We start from the raw sequence: 20,008 nt of genomic DNA on the forward strand, positions 1-20,008 counted from the left end.
CGCTTGCCTTACACTGCACGCCTATGACCAACATCCCCCATATCCAAATCGCCGAACCCGCCGTCACTTGCTCGACGTGTGCGGCCTGCTGCTGCCAGCTGGAAGTGATGCTGATCACCGACACCGGCGTGCCGGAACGCTATATCGATACCGATGACTGGGGCGGTGAAGTGATGCTGCGCCTGGATGACGGCTGGTGCGCGGCACTGGACCGGGACACGATGATGTGCACGATCTACGAGCGACGACCGCTGATTTGCCGGGAATTCGAGATGGGTGCGCCGGAGTGCCTGGAAGAGCGACAGGGTATCGCTACCGCCTACCGCTGATGCTGAATGTGGGAGGGGGCTTGCCCACTCCCACATGGGTTTTGCAGTGTTCTGAAGGGTTACAACGGCAAGGTGTAGTGCAACGAGTAGCTCTCTACCCCGTCGTTATTGCTGCTGATACCCGCGTTGGAGTAATGCGTGGCACGAATGCCCACCTCATGCCCACCCGCGAAGCGCAGGCCGAAACCCAGGCGGTCTTCGAACTGAAAGGCCTGGCCGATGTTATTGTCTTCCAGCTTGGTGCGGGAAAACACCGCCACCCCGATCCCGGCCTCGATATAAGGCTTCACCGACTCCCCGGCAAATTCATACACAAACACCGGCGAGAACGACAGGCTGCTGGCGCTGGCTCGCTTGTCCCCATCCCAATAGGTGTAGGCGCCGCTCCAGTAGCCGGTCAATCGACCGGTATCGCTCTGCCACCAGCTTTTATCCCAGTCCGATGTCAGCCCCAGGCGATAGGTCATGGTCGAATCACTGGTGCTCCCCACCCCGAACTCCAGGCCAGCAGCTTGTGCCGAAACAGAGTGCCCCACTACAGCGGCCGCAATCGCAGCCAAACAGAACAAGCGCTTCATAAGAAACATCCTTTCCGAACGAAGTTATATGGTTGTGTACAGGCTATCTCGCTATAGAAGCTGGCGTGTAGCCAGAAGTTCCAGCTAATAACGCAGGCATTTCACGAAATTTTCACGAGTCGAAGCTTCTCACAACGCCCGGATATTTCCATAGTGTCGGTAGGATATTTCTTAGGTGATACACATCACCGCTGGTCCAGAACTGTGCCGGTGCTGGATTGCCGACGGCCAACAGGTCGCGCTCACCCAGCAAACGCTTGAGTTGACGGGCCACGGCGGCGCCGGTGTCGATGAGGATAATGCTGGGGGGCAGCATCTGCGCCAAGAGCGGCCTGAGGAAGGGATAGTGGGTGCAGCCGAGGATGATGGTGTCGCAACCGGCGCTGAGCAGCGGGTCGATATACCCCTGCAACAACTGGCGCAAGGCCGGGCTGGTCAGGTCACCGCTTTCAATCAGCTCCACCAGGCCCGGGCATGGCTGGGTGATGACCTTCACATCGGTAGCGAAGCGGTCGAGCAACGCGGCGAACTTGGCGCTTTGCAGCGTGCCGGTGGTGGCAAGCACCCCAACCACGCCGCTGCGGGTGGCTGCCGCCGCCGGTTTGACAGCAGGTTCCATGCCCACCAGCGGCCAATCGGGAAAATCCCGACGCAGATCAGCCACGGCGGCAACCGTAGCGGTATTGCAGGCAATAACGAAGGCTTTGGCGCCCTGCGCCTGGAAAAATGCCGCCACCTGCCGGGAGCGCTCAAGGATAAACGCCGGGCTTTTCTCGCCGTAGGGGATGTGCCCGCAATCGGCCACGTACAGCAGTGATTCCTGGGGCAATAGCTGCTGGATTTCATCCAGCACGGTCAACCCGCCGATACCGGAATCGAACACACCGATCGGCGCGCCCTTAACCATGTGGCGCCCCGCACACAGTGCAACCGGGGTCACGCTTGACGCGCAGCTCGCGAAAACGTGTGGCCAAGGCGTCGATCAGCAACAAGCGTCCCACCAACGGCTCACCGAAACCGGCCAGCAGTTTCAAGGCTTCCAGGGCTTGCAGGCTGCCGACCACACCGACCAGTGGGCCGACCACGCCAGCCTCACTGCAGGTCAGTTCGGTATCGCTGCCGTGCCCATACAGGCAGTGATAGCACGGGCTCTCGGCGCGACGCGGGTCGAACACCGACAGTTGCCCTTCAAGACGGATCGCAGCGCCGCTGACCAAAGGCTTGCCGGCACCGACACAGGCCGCGTTGACGGCTTCGCGGGTGGAAAAGTTATCACTGCAATCAAGCACCACGTCTACCGCTTCGACCGCCGCAGCGAGGGAATCGGCATCCAGCGCACTGCGATGGGCCACCAGTTTGATTTCAGGGTTGAGGGCGGTCAGGCGACGCAGGGCCGAGTCGACCTTGGTCTGCCCGACGCTGTCGGTGTCATGGATGATCTGGCGCTGCAGGTTGGTCAGGTCGACCGTGTCGAAGTCCGCCAGATGCAACTCGCCGACGCCGGCGGCAGCGAGGTACAACGCAACGGGCGCACCCAGGCCACCAAGACCTACGATCAGGGCACGGCCGTTTTTCAGGCGAAATTGGCCGTCTATGTCGACATGCTGCAACAGAATCTGTCGGCTATAGCGCAACAGCTCCTGATCGGTCAGCACGGCCGGCGCCCCAGGGTGATGCGTTCGTGGCCACCGAGGTCGATGCGGCTGTGCACTTCTTCGAAACCTTCACTCAACAGCAGGTCACGCACCGCCGGGGCCTGGTCGTAACCATGTTCCAGCAGCAACCGCCCACCGGCATTCAGGTGGGCCGGGGCCTCCTTGATGATCAGGCGCAGGTCGTCCAAGCCATCATGACCGGCCACCAGTGCGCTGGCTGGTTCGAAACGCACGTCGCCGGCCACCAGGTGCGGATCGTTGGCGGCAATGTACGGCGGGTTGCTGATGATCAGGTCATAGCGATGACCTTGCAGCGCGCTGAACCAATGGCTGTTCAGCACCGTAGCGTTAGCGAGGTGCAACCGCTGGCGATTGCGCTCGGCCAGGGCCACGGCTTCCAGCACACGGTCGACGGCGGTGACCTGCCAGGCCGGGCGTTCGCTGGCCAGGGCCAGGGCGATGGCGCCGCTGCCGGTGCCCAGGTCGAGGACCTTGGCGAGGGTGGCGGGCAACAATTCCAGCGCGGTTTCCACCAGCAACTCGGTATCTGGCCGCGGGATCAGCGTGTGAGGCGCGACCTCCAGGTCCAGCTTCCAGAAGCCTTGTTGACCGAGGATATAGGCCACCGGCTCACCGCCACGACGGCGCTGCAGGTAGCCGGCAAAGATCAGCGCATGCTCGCTGCTGACGATTTTCTCGGGCCAGGTGTGCAGGTAGCTGCGGGACTTGCCCAAGGCAGCCGCCAGCAACAATTCGGCATCCAGGCGTGCCGTGGGCGAATCGGGCAGGTCGGCGGCGCGCAGCAGGCTGGCGATGATGGTCATTTATTCACCTATCGCGGCCAGTTGATCGGCCTGGTATTCGGCGAGCAACGGTTCGATCACCGCGTCCACACCACCGGCAAGGATTTCGTCCAGGGAGTAAAGGGTGAGGTTGACCCGGTGGTCGGTGACCCGGCCCTGGGCAAAGTTGTAGGTACGAATGCGCTCGGAGCGGTCGCCCGAACCCACCAGCAACTTGCGCTCGCTGGCAATCGCGTTGGCGGCGGCGCTGGTCTGCTGGTCATTGAGCTTGGCCGACAGCCAGGACATGGCCCGCGCACGGTTCTTGTGCTGGGAGCGCTCTTCCTGGCACTCCACCACGATGCCCGACGGCAAGTGGGTGATGCGGATCGCCGAGTCGGTCTTGTTGACGTGCTGGCCACCGGCGCCCGAGGAGCGGTAGGTGTCGATGCGCAGGTCGGCCGGGTTGATCTCGATGGCCTCCTGTTCGTCCGGCTCGGGCAATACGGCCACCGTGCAGGCGGACGTGTGAATACGACCTTGGGATTCAGTCGCTGGAACCCGCTGCACGCGGTGCGCGCCGGACTCGAATTTGAGCTTGCCGTAGACGTTGTCGCCCTCGACCCGCGCGATCACTTCTTTATAGCCGCCGTGTTCGCCTTCGTTCTCGGACAGGATCTCTACCCGCCACCCGCGACGTTCGGCATACCGCGAGTACATACGGAACAGGTCGCCGGAGAAGATCGCCGCCTCGTCGCCGCCGGTGCCGGCACGGATTTCGAGGAACACGTTGCGCCCGTCGTTCGGGTCCTTGGGCAGCAGCATGCGTTGCAGGTCGCCTTCCAGCTCGGCGAGTTTTTCCTTGGCTTCGCGGACTTCTTCCACGGCCATTTCACGCATGTCCGGGTCGCTGTCCTTGAGCAGTGCCTGGGCACCTTCAAGGTCCGCCTGCACTTTCAGCAGGTTTTTATAGGTGGCGACCACGGGCTCAACTTCGGCGTATTCCTTGGAATAGGCACGGAACCTGGCCTGATCGGCGATGATCTCGCCATCGCCGAGCAGGGCGGTCAGTTCTTCGAAACGATCCTGGAGCACGTCCAGTTTATTGAGCAGTGACGCTTTCATTGCGGTTTTTTATCCGAAGAGCTATCTGACGCGCCCTCACCGAGGGCAAAGAGTTCCTGGGCCATGGCCAGCGCATCGAGGCGGCCTTCGGCGGTAAGCTTTTTCAGCTGCACGCTGGGCGCATGCAGCAATTTGTTGGTGAGGCCACGGGCCAGTTGCATCAGCACTTCTTCGGCGCTGCTGCCATTGGCCAGCAAGCGCTGGGCCTTGATCAATTCCTCGTCGCGCAGGCGTTCGCCTTGCTGACGATAGGCCTTGAGCACGTCCACCGCCGCCAGTTCACGCAGGCGCACCATGAAGTCTTCGGCGCCGGTGCTGACCATTTCCTCGGCGGCCTGGGCAGCACCCTGGCGGCTCTTGAGGTTTTCGGCGACCACTTCGTGCAGATCGTCGACGCTATAGAGGTAAACGTCGTCCAACTCGCCGACTTCGGGCTCGATATCCCGGGGAACAGCAATATCCACCATGAAGATCGGCTTGTGCTTGCGCAGCTTCAGCGCGCTCTCGACCGCGCCTTTGCCCAGGATCGGCAGTTGGCTGGCGGTGGAGCTGATGACGATATCGCTGCGTACCAGCTCCGCCGGAATGTCCGCCAGTAACACCGCATGGGCGCCGAACTGCTCGGCGAGGATGCTCGCGCGTTCCAACGTACGGTTGGCGACCACGATACGCTTCACGCCCAGGTCATGCAGGTGGCGGGCGACCAGGGTGATGGTCTCGCCGGCGCCGATCAGCAGGGCCTGGCTGCGTTGCAAGTCACTGAAAATCTGTTTGGCCAGGCTGACGGCGGCAAACGCCACAGACACCGGGTTTTCACCGATGGCAGTGTCGGTGCGCACCTGCTTGGCGGAATTGAAGGTGGCCTGGAACAGCCGCCCCAGCAGCGGGCCTACTGTGCCGGCCTCGCGCGCCACGGCGTAGGCGGATTTCATCTGCCCTAGAATCTGCGGCTCGCCCAACACCAGCGAATCGAGACCGGCCGCCACACGCATCATGTGACGAACTGCCGCATCCTCTTCGTGCACATAAGCGCTGGCGCGAAGGTCATCGAGGTCCAAATGATGGTAATCGGCCAGCCAGCGCAGTACGACATCCGCTGAAAGATGCTCCTGCTCTATATAAAGCTCGCTGCGATTGCAGGTCGAAAGGATCGCAGCTTCGCGACTGTCGGTGAGCCGGCAGAGCTGCTGCAGGGCCTCAACCAACTGCTCCGGCGTAAACGCCACGCGCTCGCGCACGTCTACGGAGGCAGTCTTGTGGTTAATACCGAGTGCGAGGAAGGCCATTCAATATCGCTGATGATGTCGGGAAGCCGACAATTGTCCTACTTCGAAAGATTCAGAACAACCACCGTCGTCTATTGTCCTAATGCCTTGTGTCTATAAAGGCATCAACTGAGACTCGGTTATGTTTGGCCGAAGGCTTGTGTCATGATGATCCGACCGCAGGTTAGTCGTCCTCTTCCTATATGAATAGATCTTCCGCGTTGCTCCTCGCCTTTGTCTTTCTCAGCGGCTGCCAGGCCATGGCTCTCGTGTCGCCGGACGGTACGCCACCGGTGGAAGACAGCGCCCCCGCCCCTGAAAAGCCCAAGGTTTATTCTTCGTTCACCGAAGAAACGGTGTACAGCCTGCTGACTGCGGAACTGGCCGGCCAACGCAATCGCTTCGACATTGCGCTGGACAACTACGTGACCCAGGCCATCAACACCCAGGATCCGGGGATTTCCGAGCGGGCCTTCCGCATCGCCGAGTACCTGGGGGCCGACCAGGCTGCGCTGGACTCCTCGCTGATCTGGGCGAAAAACGCCCCGGACGACCTGGAAGCACAGCGCGCGGCAGCCATTCAACTGGCACGCGTCGGGCGCTATGACGACTCCATGGTCTATATGGAGAAAGTCCTGCAGGGCAAAGGCGACACCCATTTCGACTTCCTCGCGCTGTCGGCTGCCGACACCGACCAGGACACGCGCAATGGCCTGATGAAGAGTTTCGACCGCCTGCTGCAAAAGCACCCGAAGAACAGCCAGCTGATTTTCGGCAAGGCATTGCTGCTGCAACAGGATGATGAAGCCGACGCCGCACTGAAGCTGCTGGAGCAGAATCCACCGGAAGAAGGCGAAATCGCCCCGATCCTGCTGCGTGCACGCCTGCTTCAGAACCTCAACCGTGGCAAGGAAGCGATTCCGCTGCTGGAAAAAAGCCTCAAGAAGTATCCGGACGACAAGCGCCTGCGCCTGACTTACGCCCGCATGCTGGTCGAACAGGACCGCATGGAGGACGCCAAAGTGCAGTTCGCCAACCTGGTCCAGCAATACCCGGACGATGACGAATTGCGTTATTCCCTGGCACTGGTCTGCCTGGAAGCCAAGGCCTGGGACGAGGCCAAGGGTTACCTGGAAGAGCTGATCCAGCGTGAAAGCCATGTAGATTCGGCACACCTGAACCTCGGGCGCATCGCCGAAGAGCGCAACGATCCGCAAGCCGCCCTGCTCGAGTACGCCAAGGTAGGCCCCGGCAACGACTACCTGCCCGCCCAATTGCGCCAGGCCGATATCCTGATGAGCAACGGCCGCACCGACGAGGCGGAGAAACGCCTGGCCGCCGCGCGGGATGCCGAACCGGATTACGCGATCCAGCTCTACCTGATCCAGGCCGAAACCTTGTCGGCCAACAATCAGGGCGAGCGCGCCTGGAAGTTGCTGCAACAAGCGTTGCTGCAATTCCCGGACGATTTGAACTTGCTATACACCCGCGCCATGCAAGCGGAAAAACGCAATGACCTGGCGCAGATGGAAAAAGACCTGCGCCTGATCATCAAGCGCGATCCGGACAACGCCATGGCCCTCAACGCCCTGGGCTACACCTTGTCCGACCGCACCACGCGCTACGACGAAGCCAAGGTGCTGATCGAGCAAGCCCACAAGCTGAACCCGGAAGACCCGGCCGTGCTCGACAGCCTGGGCTGGGTGAATTACCGCCTGGGCAACCTGGACGAGGCCGAACGCTTGTTGCGCCAGGCACTGGAACGCTTCCCCGACCAGGAAGTCGCCGCGCACCTGGGCGAAGTGCTGTGGGCCAATGGCAAACAGCGTGAAGCACGGCAAATCTGGGAGAAATTCCTCAAGGAACAACCCGAAAGCCCCATCCTGCGCGGCACCATCAAGCGCCTGACCGGATCCGAGACCCTTTAAACCTATGTTTTTGCGCCATGTTGTTATTTTCAGCTTCATCGCCCTGCTCGCCGGTTGTGCGGGCATCGGCAGCCGCGAATCCGTTGAAGGCCAGGGCAACCCGGCGCAATGGAAGCAGCACAAGGACCAGCTCAGCAGCATCGATGGCTGGCAGATCGAAGGCAAAGTGGGGGTTCGCGCGCCGAAAGACTCCGGCAGCGGCACCTTGTTCTGGCTGCAGCGCCAGGACTACTACGATATTCGCCTGTCGGGTCCGCTGGGCCGTGGCGCCGCACGCCTGACCGGCCGGCCGGGGCAAGTCAGCCTTGAAGTGGCCAACCAGGGCCGTTATGAGGCGACCTCGCCGGAAGCGTTGCTGGAAGAACAGATCGGCTGGAAACTGCCGGTGTCTCACCTGGTGTGGTGGGTCCGTGGCCTGCCAGCGCCTGATAGCAAGAGTCGCCTGAGCCTGAACGGCGACAGCCGCCTGGCCAGCCTGGAGCAGGATGGCTGGCAGGTCGAATATTTGAGCTACGTGGAGCAAAGCGGCTATTGGTTGCCCGAGCGCGTCAAGCTGCATGGTCCCGACCTTGATGTCACGCTGGTGATCAAGGACTGGCAACCACGCAAACTGGGGCAATAACGTGTCCGTACAAAAATTGACCCTGCCCTCCCCGGCCAAGCTCAACCTGATGCTGCACATTCTCGGTCGCCGTGAAGATGGCTATCACGAGCTGCAGACGTTGTTTCAATTCCTCGACTATGGCGACGAGCTGACCTTCGCCGTGCGCGACGATGGCGTGATCAGGCTGCATACCGAATTCGAAGGCGTGCCTCACGACAGCAACCTGATCGTGAAGGCCGCAAAAAAACTTCAGGAGCAATCCGGCTGTCCGCTCGGCATCGATATCTGGATCGATAAAATCCTGCCCATGGGTGGCGGCATCGGTGGTGGCAGCTCGAATGCCGCGACAACTCTGCTGGGTCTGAATTACTTGTGGCAACTGGGTTGGGACCATGATCGCCTCGCCGCGCTGGGCCTGACGCTGGGTGCCGACGTCCCGGTTTTCGTGCGTGGGCACGCGGCTTTCGCCGAGGGCGTGGGGGAGAAACTCAGCCCGGAATACCCCGAGGAGCCGTGGTATGTCGTGCTTGTTCCGCAAGTATCTGTAAGTACAGCAGAAATTTTTTCAGATCCGTTGTTGACACGTAACTCTTCTCCCATTAAAGTGCGCCCCGTTCCCAAGGGAAACAGTCGAAATGACTGCTTACCGGTTGTAGCAAGGCGTTATCCAGAGGTACGTAACGCTTTGAATTTGTTAGGTAAATTTACCGAAGCAAAATTAACCGGAACTGGAAGTTGTGTGTTTGGGGGCTTCCCAAGCAAAGCTGAAGCTGATAAAGTCTCGGCCCTTCTTACAGAGACCCTTACAGGGTTTGTAGCAAAGGGAAGCAACGTTTCGATGTTGCATCGCAAGCTGCAAAGTCTGCTCTAAAGGAATCGAGTGTCAGGCACTCGTTGCAACAGATACAGGGGCGTCGCCAAGCGGTAAGGCAGCAGGTTTTGATCCTGCCATGCGTTGGTTCGAATCCAGCCGCCCCTGCCATTTTCCTATACTCATCCAGGTTACCCTCAGCCTCTAGGTACTGCGCGTGTCCAAGATGATGGTCTTTACGGGGAACGCCAACCCCGATCTGGCTCGACGTGTCGTACGTCAGCTGCATATCCCTCTCGGTGACATCTCTGTCGGTAAATTCTCCGACGGCGAAATTACAGCCGAGATCAATGAAAACGTTCGCGGTAAAGACGTCTTCATTATTCAGCCGACTTGCGCTCCGACCAACGATAACCTGATGGAACTCGTCGTGATGGCTGATGCCTTCCGCCGCTCCTCAGCGACTCGAATCACAGCTGTAATCCCTTACTTTGGTTATGCCCGTCAGGATCGCCGTCCGCGTTCCGCACGTGTGGCCATCAGCGCGAAAGTCGTTGCTGACATGCTGACCGTGGTAGGCATCGACCGTGTTCTCACGGTTGACCTGCACGCTGACCAAATCCAGGGGTTCTTCGATATTCCGGTAGATAACATCTACGGCTCCCCCGTATTGGTGGATGACATCGAAGACCAGCGCTTTGAAAACCTGATGATCGTGTCCCCGGACATTGGTGGCGTCGTGCGTGCACGGGCCGTTGCCAAATCCCTGGGCGTGGACCTCGGGATCATCGACAAACGCCGCGAGAAAGCCAATCACTCTGAAGTGATGCATATCATCGGTGATGTCGAAGGGCGTACCTGTATTCTGGTTGATGACATGGTCGACACCGCCGGCACTCTGTGCCACGCGGCGAAAGCCTTGAAAGAGCACGGTGCGGCCAAAGTCTTCGCCTACTGCACACACCCTGTGCTGTCGGGCCGAGCGATCGAGAACATCGAGAATTCCATGCTGGACGAACTGGTGGTGACCAACACCATCCCGCTGTCCGCTGCTGCTCAAGCCTGTTCGCGTATCCGTCAACTGGATATCGCACCGGTTGTTGCCGAGGCGGTTCGCCGCATCAGCAATGAAGAATCGATCAGCGCGATGTTCCGCTAAGGGTCAAACCTTCGGCACATCCCACTGACGAAAAGCGCCCCGCCCCGACATTCTGTTGGGGCGGGGCTTTTTTGCCCATGTCGAGGCCGGCGCTGGTCGCAAACGCCGCTCGATGATGGCTATTTTGGAGATACAAAATGACTGACTTTACTCTGAACGCCCAAGCGCGTACTGACCTGGGGAAAGGTGCGAGCCGCCGCCTGCGTCACGCCGCCAACATCCCAGCCGTTGTATACGGTGGTAACAAGCCTGCTGAATCCGTGACCATCCTGGCCAAGGAAATCGCCAAGCTGTTCGAAAACGAAGCGGCCTACAGCCACGTTATCGAGCTGAACGTCGACGGCGCCAAGCAGAACGTCATCGTTAAAGCGATGCAGCGTCACCCTTCCAAGCAATTCATCATGCACGCTGACTTCGTTCGCGTTGTCGCTGGTCAGAAACTGACCGCTATCGTGCCAGTGCACTTTGTTGGTGAAGAAGCTCCGGTCAAGAAAGGCGGCGAAATCTCGCACGTTGTGAACGAAGTTGAAGTAACTTGCCTGCCGAAAGACCTGCCTGAGTTCATCGAAGTCGACCTGTCGGCCGCTGAAATCGGCACCATCGTTCACCTGTCCGACCTCAAAGCCCCTAAAGGCGTTGAGTTTGTCGCACTGGCTCACGGTGATGACAAAGCAGTTGCCAACGTTCACGCTCCACGCGTTGCTCCAGAAGCTGAAGAAGGCGCTGCAGAGTAATCCACTCTGTATTGCCGGAGCTTGAGGAAACATCGCGGACCGAAACGTAGCGAGAAAGCGGGCGATAACGCGGCGTTTACTCTTGAGTAAATGATGTAGTGTCGTCCACTTTCGCCGCACTCAGGTCTGGCGATGTTATCCACAACTCCAAAGGAAGGGCCCCTGTCGTGACTGCCATTAAACTGATCGTTGGCCTGGGAAATCCAGGCGCCGAATACGAACAGACGCGGCATAACGCGGGGGCCCTTTTTGTTGAGCGCATCGCCCACGCACAAGGTGTAAGCCTTGCGGCCGATCGCAAATATTTCGGCCTGACCGGGCGCTTCTCGCATCAGGGCCAGGATGTTCGTCTGCTGATTCCCACCACCTACATGAACCGCAGCGGCCAGGCTGTCGCGGCGCTTGCGGGCTTCTTCCGGATCAAACCCGAAGAAATCCTGGTGGCCCATGACGAACTGGACCTGCCACCCGGCGTTGCCAAGCTCAAGCTCGGCGGCGGGCATGGCGGGCACAACGGCCTGCGCGACATCATCGCGCAGCTGGGTAATCAGAATAATTTCTACCGCCTGCGGCTCGGCATTGGCCACCCAGGCGTCGCCAGTATGGTTTCAAATTTCGTCCTGGGTCGTGCGCCACGCGCCGAACAGGAAAAACTCGATGCCAGCATCGACTTTGCCCTCGGCGTGCTGCCGGATATCTTCGCCGGTGAATGGAACCGCGCGATGAAAAACCTGCACAGCCAGAAGGCCTGACTCTTACCGAGGGGAAACACCATGGGATTCAATTGCGGCATCGTCGGCCTGCCCAACGTCGGCAAATCCACCCTGTTCAACGCCCTGACCAAGTCCGGTATCGCAGCGGAGAACTTCCCCTTCTGCACCATCGAGCCCAACAGCGGTATCGTGCCGATGCCGGATCCACGCCTGGACGCCCTGGCGGCCATCGTCAATCCCAAGCGCATCCTGCCGACCACCATGGAATTCGTCGACATCGCCGGCCTGGTTGCTGGTGCGTCGAAAGGTGAAGGCCTGGGCAATAAGTTCCTCGCCAACATCCGCGAGACTGATGCCATCGCCCACGTGGTCCGCTGTTTTGAAGACGAGAACGTGATCCACGTCTCCAACAGCGTCGACCCGAAACGCGACATCGAGATCATCGACCTGGAACTGATCTTCGCCGACCTCGACAGCTGCGAGAAGCAACTGCAGAAAGTCGCGCGCAACGCCAAGGGCGGCGACAAGGACGCAGTGGTCCAGAAAGGTCTGCTTGAGCAACTGATCGCGCACTTCACCGAAGGCAAGCCGGCACGCAGCCTGATGAAGAACATGGGCGCTGACGAGAAGGCCGTGATCAAGGGCTTCCACCTGTTGACCACCAAGCCTGTGATGTACATCGCCAACGTCGCTGAAGACGGTTTCGAGAACAACCCGTTGCTCGACGTAGTCAAGGCCATCGCCGACGAAGAAGGCGCCATCGTGGTGCCGGTGTGCAACAAGATCGAAGCGGAAATCGCCGAGCTTGATGACGGCGAAGAAAAGGACATGTTCCTCGAGGCCCTGGGCCTGGAAGAACCTGGCCTGAACCGCGTGATCCGCGCCGGTTACGAAATGCTCAACCTGCAGACCTACTTCACCGCCGGTGTCGAAGAGGTCCGCGCGTGGACCGTCAAGGTCGGTGCTACCGCACCACAGGCTGCTGGGGTGATCCACACGGACTTCGAAAAAGGCTTTATCCGCGCCGAAGTGATTGCCTACAACGACTTCATCCAGTTCAAGGGTGAGGCCGGTGCCAAGGAAGCGGGCAAGTGGCGCCTGGAAGGTAAGGAATATATTGTTAAAGATGGCGACGTGATGCACTTCCGTTTCAACGTGTAAGTATTACCTGCCCTCTAAACAGTAAAAAAGCCGATGCTTAGCATCGGCTTTTTTGTGGGCGACTATTTATATATCGCACCGATTAAAAGTTTAAGCCAAACATTCAGAAAGCTTCAGACTTCTCCTATCGCCTCTTTGGCCGTTAGCTAAAACACAAAGCATCAATATTAGAATACAACTTATCTTACGCAGCCTGAGGTACATAAAGACCCAAGGAGCACGTGACAACCGTCTTAAAATTCTATCTACTGAAGCGAGCCTTCGACAGCATTACCTGCAATGACGTAATAGCAATTATGGAGTTATCATTCGATGTCGGCGCTCGACCACATGGAAAATGAGACGGAGTTATACCTGATTGACGACCCCGATATTAGAAGCATGTTGGGTAGCACGGCTACGTTTAACATCGATATCTTATTACTAGGGGAAACCGGCACTGGCAAGGATACATTGGCTCAGCGAATTCATCATCTATCCGGCCGGCGGGGTAACTTCATCGCCGTAAACTGCGCAGCTATCCCTGAAAGTCTTGCCGAAAGCCAATTGTTCGGCGTCAACAGCGGCGCTTATACCGGCGCGATACAATCACGCGCCGGTTATGTCGAGGCCGCCCACCTGGGCACGCTGTACCTGGATGAAATCGACAGCATGCCACTGAGCCTGCAAGCCAAATTGCTGCGCGTACTGGAATCACGCGGCGTGGAGCGCCTGGGTTCGACCCGCTTTATCCCGGTGGACATGCGCGTCATAGCGTCAGCCCAGCATTCGTTGCACGAAATGGTAGAGCAAGCCACCTTTAGGCGCGACCTGTACTTCCGCCTGAACGTAGTCAACATTCAGCTACCTACCTTGCGGGATCGACGCGACTGTATCGTTTCACTGTTTCTGGAGATGATCCAGAAAGAAGCAGAATATTTCAAACTTCCTGCCCCTCCTCCACCCGAGAGCCTGCTGCAGCAGCTGTTCGCTCACTCTTGGCCGGGCAACGTTCGCGAGCTGCGTTCAACGGCGAAGCGATTTGTATTAGGACTGCCAGTGCTCTCAAATTCGCCCACGCCCCACCAGGACAAAAAAACAAGCCTGAAGTCAAGTCTGCAGCAAATAGAGAAAATGCTGATTGAGGCGTCTTTGCGCCGCCATGGATACTGTGTAAATACAGTGGCCACTGAATTAAGTGTTTCCAAGCGTACGCTGTACCACAGGATCAAACATCTGGAAATTTCACTGGCGTGAGGCCAATGTCGTTCGTTTTCTGACTGAAAGGCCACAGTGTTTTAATCATAAACATCCCTGGAATGCCTTGCCTATCAAGGCATTGGCTGCATACATAAATACACTCATTGAAATATACAATTAGAAACATTTAATCCCGGCGCACAGGGAACCCAACCTTCTCGACAGCCACACAGATAACACCCAAGCAATTATATGCTGGGATAACTAAACTCAAATATAGCTAGGAGATCATATGACTAATCCAGTCGGTCAAGGCTACGCTCCCTCTTTCCTATACCCTGGTCTAAGTGACGTAGAGGCGGAGAGTAAAATAATAAAGGAGAAGATCCAAAGAGACACCTTAGATAATAACTGGCTAGGCGCCGAGATGAAAAACGTTAACGACATGCTACAAAAAGCCAAAGGTCAGTAAATAATCAGTTGATCTACCGGTTGCCTCTTGTCCCTATGGACAAGAGGTAACCCTGTTGCCAGCCTAAAGGTCACTACATCTGCTCTCATACAAAGTTACTTTACGTAATCAATGAGCCCACATGCCATGCGAATAAAAGAAACTTACTTTTCAGATCAGTCCGATAGCGATGGCGTTACCTACTCAGCATCTGAGCAACCAGTTTCCGGTAGTGATGCTAGTTTTTTTTCATCAATGCTTGAAGGCTCAAGCGATGCGAAGGCAGTGCCCTCAAGGTCGGCTGCCCCGCAGCTTTTTATTGAGGCATCCAATCAGCTCAGCGCCTCAATGAACCGTTTTACCAAACTGGTCCGCGCACCTAAAAAAGAGCTGGATTTTGAAGTCTACAAAACGTTCCCTCGCGACTTCTTCAACGCACAACTTACTCCACATCTATTGACGAAATGCCTCGCCAAGACGACCCAAGGCCTCGACAAAATATGTAACCTGCAGTAATGACAATGAGCCCTTCTCTCCTTGCCGTCATGTTCATTGGTATTGTATCCCTATTAGGCGGATGCAGTGATCGCGTGGAACTTCATCGCCAGCTCTCCGAACAGGAGGCCAATGAAGTCGTTGCCGAATTGGCTGATAAACATATTCGTGCCACCAAATTTCCGGCCAAGGACGGTGTTGTCATCACGGTTAACACCGCTGATATCGGGCGTGCCGTAAGAACGCTGGAAGCCGTAGGACTACCCAGAGTCGCGCGCACCACGCTGGGGGATACATTCCGCAAGGAAGGGGTAATTTCAACGCCGCTGGAGGAACGGGCACGCTACATCTATGCCTTGTCCCAGGAACTTGAGGCCACCTTGTCCAACATTGACGGCGTCATCGTCGCACGCGTGCATGTGGTACTGCCTGAACGCATCGCTCCGGGGGAGCCAGTACAACCGGCATCTGCTTCTGTATTCATCAAGCACGATCCACGGCTGGACCCCGATAATATCAGAGCACGGATCCGCAGATTGGTGGCGAGCAGTATCCCTGGCATGTCTACGGCAGTGGACAACTTGCAGAAACTCTCGGTGATATTCGTGCCTGCGGCGATTTACCAGGAACCTCAACGGCTAGTGTACTTCGGCCCTTTCCTGGTGCCCGGGGATGATCTCGGTTTCTGGCAAACCAGCATGATCGTTTTACTACTCGGCATGGTCTCGCTACCGCTCGCCATATTGTTCCTATACAAACGGCGTCAAAACGGTCTTCATCAGGCGGGCTCAACCGACAAATCAACGGTTTCGACTCATGACGCCTAGTCTCGACCATCAGTTTCATGAACACCTGTCGTGGGCGCGATGGTGGGTGTATCCCTGGCAATCTGCCCACGAAGACTGGAAGGGCGAAGAGTACACTGTGATTGAAACGCTTTTTCGTAGTGGACAGTCAGCACCCGACAACCTCTCAGGTTATGCAGCCTGTTTGCCCGTTGACCCACACCCCACAGTAATCCGCCTGGTTCTGGCCTCGAGGGAACAACTCAACCTAATGTTGGCGTTGGTTCACGACACCTTTAACCCCCAGGACTCAGCCCTCCTGACTAACATTCATCACCAATGGTGCAGGCGTCTTTCCAAGGCGCTGCCCCCCGTGATGCTGCCGCCCGGTTCTGACCCGCTACAACTGCTCTATAGCTGGGTAGAACCCGCGATCTGGCAGCGTCTTAGATTGCGATTCCCCCGTAAATGTGTAATCGAGATTGAGGCAAAACACCCTCTGCACGGAATCACAGGTAACCGACTCGACACACTCTGGCAGGCCGTCGTATGGCGCGCTACTACATCGGAGATGTGATGACATGCCCACCGCAGACACACGTGAGGAGTTCAACAATGTTATGCCGCTCCAACATTGAGTTATCCGGGCGCTCGTCTAGCGTGCCACGCAACATAATCCCTCGGGAAGAGCTAGCAGACTGGAAGCATGCTAATCAGCTGTTGCGTGACACAAGCATTCAAGCTGAGGAGTTGATCAGGTGTGCAGAAAAACAATGTGAGGAGTTGCTGGAAAAGGCCTCGCTTGAAATCTGGCAACGCGCCGACGCACAGCTCAAGCGGTGGGAACGTAGTAGGCAAACGATGTGCGACAACTTAGAGCATTACGCCACCCAGATCACCAAGCAGGCTATTGGTAGCCTGCTTGACGAGACTGTAGCCTCCCAACGAGTGGCAGCCCTCGTTAAGCAATTGCTGAAAAGCCAAGTCGATGAAATCAGCGCGACACTAATGTGCCACCCACATGACCTTACAGAAGTAACGCACTGTTTAGCCCATCATGGGAGCACGCTCTGGAAGCTTACCGCCGACAATTCAATCCACTCCCAAACACTTGTATTGAAGACAGACGAAGGAGATTTCCGAATCAGCTGGCACGACATGCGCAACGCTCTTTACGAACAAGGCAAAGATCGTTGGATCGATGTCTGACCTCGCGACGCTCCAGTCGTTTATTAATATTCCCTATTTAGCAATGAATTTTCCACTCACTCGACAATCATCAGTCATACAGGTAGATCATGGACTTCTATAGCACCTTCACTTCAGAAGTTACAAGAATCCGGAAGAACGCTGACAAGGAATTCAAGTCTTTTTTCAGTGAAGCGTCACCCGACAATTGGGATGGCGAACTTTTTTTCAGGTTGGCACTTAACAAAGAGATGGCCAATTCGTTTGATCAGGATCACGCAAAACTTGTCAATCAGTCACTCAAAACTACCATTGATTTTTTCACGTAAATGAACCATTCAATTGGCAACTGGCTGTGCAACAAAGAAGAACAAATGACATTATTTGAAGAGGACGGTGACGTCACCTTGACCAATCAGACAAACGTTCTGTTGCTTGGCGCCGAACTGACTTCAACTCGAACTGACGGCGTCGCTCTACAGTATTGGGCGCGCCTGGGTACCGCCAATCTCGCGCATTTCCAGCGGGCACTGGCTCAGAATCGAAACACGGGTGCGCTATGGCTTACTCAGCGTCTGAAAGGCGAACTGATGAGGCGCATGTGCTCAACCGTGTGGTCGCCTTGCTCAATCAGCGCGATACATGGCGAGCCATCTTCGCACGTCTTGGGCGCCCCTCCCTGAGCGTCAAGCCCTTCCCACTACGTTCACAGTTGTACTAACCAGAGCACTTTCCATGAATAACAAGACCCGCGAGCGCAGGAGTCTGCGTTTTTATTCGTCCGGCGTTTTATCAAAATGCGCCCTTTGGTGCAGCCTTTGCCTGCTTTGCTCGCTATTGATCCCGCTAAGCAGCACGTTGGCTGCCGTTCCCGCAGAATGGAAAAATACCGCCTACGCCTACGAGGCGGAGCACAAACCCCTACGAGACGTACTCGAGGACTTCGCCCAAACCTTCGGTACTCAATTGCAAATCGAAGGCCTGCTGGAAGGCAACGTCAACGGCAAGATCCGCGCGAATACTCCTCAGTCACTGCTGGACAGACTAGGGATTGAGCATCGCTTTCAGTGGTATCTCTACAACAACACCCTCTACATCAGCACGCTGGACCAACAGGACTCCGCGCGCCTGGAAGTCTCGTCGGAAACGATCAGCGACCTCAAGCAGGCGCTGACTGATATCGGACTGCTCGATAGCCGTTTCGGCTGGGGAGAATTACCGGAAGATGGCGTGGTACTTGTCTCCGGCCCCAAGCGCTACATCGAACAGATCAAGCAGTTCAGCAGTCAACGCCGCTCAGCGGATGAAAAACAGAGCGTACTGAGTTACCCGCTGAAGTTCGCCAACGCAGCTGATCGCCAAGTGGACTATCGCGGCGAAAAACTCAACATCCTCGGCGTCGCCAGCATTTTACGAGGGTTGCTGGAACCACGTTCTGGCTCAGCACTCTCCGCCCTGAGCCAACGCCCCACGCACCAGCCTGCTTTTATCACGCCAAACGTACCTCGGCTGGGCAACCCGCTGCTGGGCCAAATGCTCGGTGCAAACGGCAACACAGGGCAAGTGGACGCAGGGCCGGCGCTGCCCCCACGAGCACCGGTATCCGGCGGCCGAATACGCGTCGAAGCCGATGTGCGCAACAACGCTGTGCTGATTTATGACTTGCCTGAACGCCAGGCCATGTACCGCGAGCTAATCAACCAGCTCGACGTCGCGCGCAAGCTGATCGAAATCGATGCGATCATTCTCGATATCGATCGTACGCAGTTGCGCGAATTCGGGGTGAACTGGGGCTTCCAGAACAGCCGCTTCAAGGTCAATATGGCACCCGGTACCTCATCGCAATTGTCGATTAAGAACCGTGACCGTTTCTACGCCGATATCCGCGCGTTGGAAACAAAGGGACTGGCAACCATGGTCTCGAACCCTTCAGTGCTCACCCTGGAAAACCAACCAGCGGTAATCGACTTCAACCGCACCCAGTACCTCAGTCGTGGCACTGAATACGCAACAATTTTACCGGTCACCGTGGGCACCAGCTTCCAGGTGGTCCCCAGGGTTACCACCAGTCGCGGCAGTCACCAGATCCATTTGGCAGTGGACATTGAAGATGGCAATTTCGACGAGTCCAACCCTGACCCCAACCACCTTGATGTCCGCCGGGGCAAGGTCAGCACCCAAGCCGTAATGGCGGAAAAGCGCTCGCTGGTGGTTGGCGGTTTCCAGGTCACTGAAAGTGCCGACAAGCAAAGCAAGATTCCCCTCCTGGGCGATATCCCACTGTTGGGCAAAGCGTTGTTCTCCTCGACAGAACGCCAGAACAATCGGCGCGAACGCTTGTTCATCCTCACCCCACGGGTTATCGGCGACCAGGACGATCCGTCGCGTTACTTGCCACAAGCTGACCAAGCCGAGCTGCAAGCCGCCCTCGCACCGCTGGCAAGGCGCTACTCCCCCCATCAACCGGTAGTAAAACGCAGTGACATCATTACTACCCTGGCACATCTGGTCAGTGGGGAAGTGCCCAAACCTTTCAAGGCGGCACCGATGCCCCTGGGACTGAACACTTTATGCAGCACCCGAGATTTGCTCGCGCTGAATACCGGACGCAGCCAATGGTACGCAGGCCCGGAATTCAACGTAGCGGTGGTGGTGTTGCGCAACCAGTTCAAACGTAACGTACGTATCGACGAGAAAGAGTGCAGCACCGCGCAGACCCTGGCGGTCACCGTATGGCCGCGTGCGTGGCTCAAGCCAGGTGAAGAGGCCGAAGTGTTTATCGCCATGCGCACCGTGGTGAAGGATGAACACCTCAGCGTACCCCGCCCTTCCTTGATCACTCCAGCTCAGAAGGCCCAACCATGAAACACAGCCCGTTATGCGTCATCTTGATCGGCCTGGCATTGCTCGTCAGCGGCTGTACGCCCACCTGCAAAGGCGATTCGTGCTCACGCCCGCAATCGACCAAGGACCAGATGGTGATCTGGTGGCCGTCATCCATGCGCGCCGAACCCGGCCCCGCCGGCGAGCGCCCGGACTACCAGACGGTGTCGCTGGAACGATGAG

The 20,008-nt window shown here is 57.4% G+C and carries 20 protein-coding genes and 1 tRNA gene; 15 read left to right on the top strand and 6 right to left on the bottom strand.

The window, feature by feature from the left end; translation table 11 throughout:
- The first annotated feature begins 23 nt into the window (after positions 1 to 23).
- On the top strand, positions 24 to 329 hold the full coding sequence (locus tag BM026_RS15700) for a YkgJ family cysteine cluster protein (RefSeq protein WP_092240591.1): 306 nt from the start codon (positions 24 to 26) through the stop codon (positions 327 to 329).
- 59 nt (positions 330 to 388) lie between these two features.
- Here BM026_RS15700 and BM026_RS15705 read toward each other — a convergent pair whose 3' ends face one another.
- From BM026_RS15705 to hemA, 6 genes are all read right to left on the bottom strand, one after another.
- The gene (locus BM026_RS15705) at positions 389 to 907 is read right to left on the bottom strand and encodes an acyloxyacyl hydrolase (RefSeq protein WP_071491044.1); all 519 of its coding nucleotides are present in this window, start codon (positions 905 to 907) and stop codon (positions 389 to 391) included.
- 112 nt (positions 908 to 1,019) lie between these two features.
- A complete protein-coding gene (murI, locus tag BM026_RS15710; protein ID WP_071491043.1) occupies positions 1,020 to 1,814 on the bottom strand; it encodes a glutamate racemase in 795 nt (264 codons plus the stop codon).
- The gene (locus tag BM026_RS15715; protein ID WP_092240589.1) at positions 1,807 to 2,562 is read right to left on the bottom strand and encodes a molybdopterin-synthase adenylyltransferase MoeB; all 756 of its coding nucleotides are present in this window, start codon (positions 2,560 to 2,562) and stop codon (positions 1,807 to 1,809) included. The genes murI and BM026_RS15715 overlap by 8 nt, the downstream gene beginning before the upstream one ends.
- Entirely contained in the window at positions 2,556 to 3,386 is an 831-nt protein-coding gene (gene prmC / locus BM026_RS15720; RefSeq protein WP_071491041.1) for a peptide chain release factor N(5)-glutamine methyltransferase, read from the bottom strand. The genes BM026_RS15715 and prmC overlap by 7 nt, the downstream gene beginning before the upstream one ends.
- Positions 3,387 to 4,469: a peptide chain release factor 1 gene (gene prfA, locus BM026_RS15725; protein WP_092240587.1), complete on the bottom strand. Its 1,083-nt coding sequence runs from the start codon at positions 4,467 to 4,469 to the stop codon at positions 3,387 to 3,389.
- A complete protein-coding gene (hemA, locus tag BM026_RS15730) occupies positions 4,466 to 5,755 on the bottom strand; it encodes a glutamyl-tRNA reductase (protein WP_058423108.1) in 1,290 nt (429 codons plus the stop codon). The genes prfA and hemA overlap by 4 nt, the downstream gene beginning before the upstream one ends.
- A gap of 182 nt (positions 5,756 to 5,937) precedes the next feature.
- Between hemA and BM026_RS15735 the strand changes: the two genes are divergently transcribed.
- From BM026_RS15735 to hrpT, 14 genes are all read left to right on the top strand, one after another.
- Positions 5,938 to 7,662, top strand: a complete 1,725-nt coding sequence (locus BM026_RS15735) for a tetratricopeptide repeat protein (protein WP_093529251.1) — start codon at positions 5,938 to 5,940, stop codon at positions 7,660 to 7,662.
- A 4-nt stretch (positions 7,663 to 7,666) separates the two neighbouring features.
- A complete protein-coding gene (lolB, locus tag BM026_RS15740) occupies positions 7,667 to 8,284 on the top strand; it encodes a lipoprotein insertase outer membrane protein LolB (protein WP_092240584.1) in 618 nt (205 codons plus the stop codon).
- A gap of 1 nt (position 8,285) precedes the next feature.
- On the top strand, positions 8,286 to 9,137 hold the full coding sequence (gene ispE / locus BM026_RS15745; RefSeq protein WP_071491037.1) for a 4-(cytidine 5'-diphospho)-2-C-methyl-D-erythritol kinase: 852 nt from the start codon (positions 8,286 to 8,288) through the stop codon (positions 9,135 to 9,137).
- A 36-nt stretch (positions 9,138 to 9,173) separates the two neighbouring features.
- A tRNA-Gln gene (locus BM026_RS15750) sits at positions 9,174 to 9,248 on the top strand.
- A gap of 46 nt (positions 9,249 to 9,294) precedes the next feature.
- On the top strand, positions 9,295 to 10,236 hold the full coding sequence (locus BM026_RS15755) for a ribose-phosphate pyrophosphokinase (protein ID WP_003208392.1): 942 nt from the start codon (positions 9,295 to 9,297) through the stop codon (positions 10,234 to 10,236).
- Between the two features lie 137 nt (positions 10,237 to 10,373).
- Positions 10,374 to 10,970 (top strand): 50S ribosomal protein L25/general stress protein Ctc, encoded by a 597-nt coding sequence (locus BM026_RS15760; RefSeq protein ID WP_092240582.1) that lies wholly within the window; start codon positions 10,374 to 10,376, stop codon positions 10,968 to 10,970.
- Positions 10,971 to 11,137: 167 nt separating this feature from the next.
- Positions 11,138 to 11,722, top strand: a complete 585-nt coding sequence (gene pth, locus BM026_RS15765) for an aminoacyl-tRNA hydrolase (RefSeq protein ID WP_071491035.1) — start codon at positions 11,138 to 11,140, stop codon at positions 11,720 to 11,722.
- Positions 11,723 to 11,743: 21 nt separating this feature from the next.
- On the top strand, positions 11,744 to 12,844 hold the full coding sequence (gene ychF / locus BM026_RS15770; RefSeq protein ID WP_003171595.1) for a redox-regulated ATPase YchF: 1,101 nt from the start codon (positions 11,744 to 11,746) through the stop codon (positions 12,842 to 12,844).
- A gap of 312 nt (positions 12,845 to 13,156) precedes the next feature.
- Positions 13,157 to 14,080: a sigma 54-interacting transcriptional regulator gene (locus tag BM026_RS15775; protein ID WP_092240579.1), complete on the top strand. Its 924-nt coding sequence runs from the start codon at positions 13,157 to 13,159 to the stop codon at positions 14,078 to 14,080.
- 541 nt (positions 14,081 to 14,621) lie between these two features.
- Positions 14,622 to 14,990 (top strand): hypothetical protein, encoded by a 369-nt coding sequence (locus tag BM026_RS15785; RefSeq protein ID WP_092240575.1) that lies wholly within the window; start codon positions 14,622 to 14,624, stop codon positions 14,988 to 14,990.
- A gap of 5 nt (positions 14,991 to 14,995) precedes the next feature.
- Entirely contained in the window at positions 14,996 to 15,796 is an 801-nt protein-coding gene (gene sctJ, locus BM026_RS15790) for a type III secretion system inner membrane ring lipoprotein SctJ (protein ID WP_092241378.1), read from the top strand.
- 573 nt (positions 15,797 to 16,369) lie between these two features.
- A complete protein-coding gene (sctL, locus tag BM026_RS15800; RefSeq protein ID WP_092240573.1) occupies positions 16,370 to 16,963 on the top strand; it encodes a type III secretion system stator protein SctL in 594 nt (197 codons plus the stop codon).
- 714 nt (positions 16,964 to 17,677) lie between these two features.
- Positions 17,678 to 19,807, top strand: a complete 2,130-nt coding sequence (sctC, locus tag BM026_RS15815) for a type III secretion system outer membrane ring subunit SctC (RefSeq protein WP_092240570.1) — start codon at positions 17,678 to 17,680, stop codon at positions 19,805 to 19,807.
- Positions 19,804 to 20,007, top strand: a complete 204-nt coding sequence (hrpT, locus tag BM026_RS15820) for an HrpT family type III secretion system protein (protein ID WP_092240568.1) — start codon at positions 19,804 to 19,806, stop codon at positions 20,005 to 20,007. The genes sctC and hrpT overlap by 4 nt, the downstream gene beginning before the upstream one ends.
- Position 20,008: the final 1 nt, after the last annotated feature.

Source organism: Pseudomonas sp. NFPP24 (genome assembly GCF_900112095.1).
Lineage (GTDB): Bacteria > Pseudomonadota > Gammaproteobacteria > Pseudomonadales > Pseudomonadaceae > Aquipseudomonas > Aquipseudomonas extremorientalis.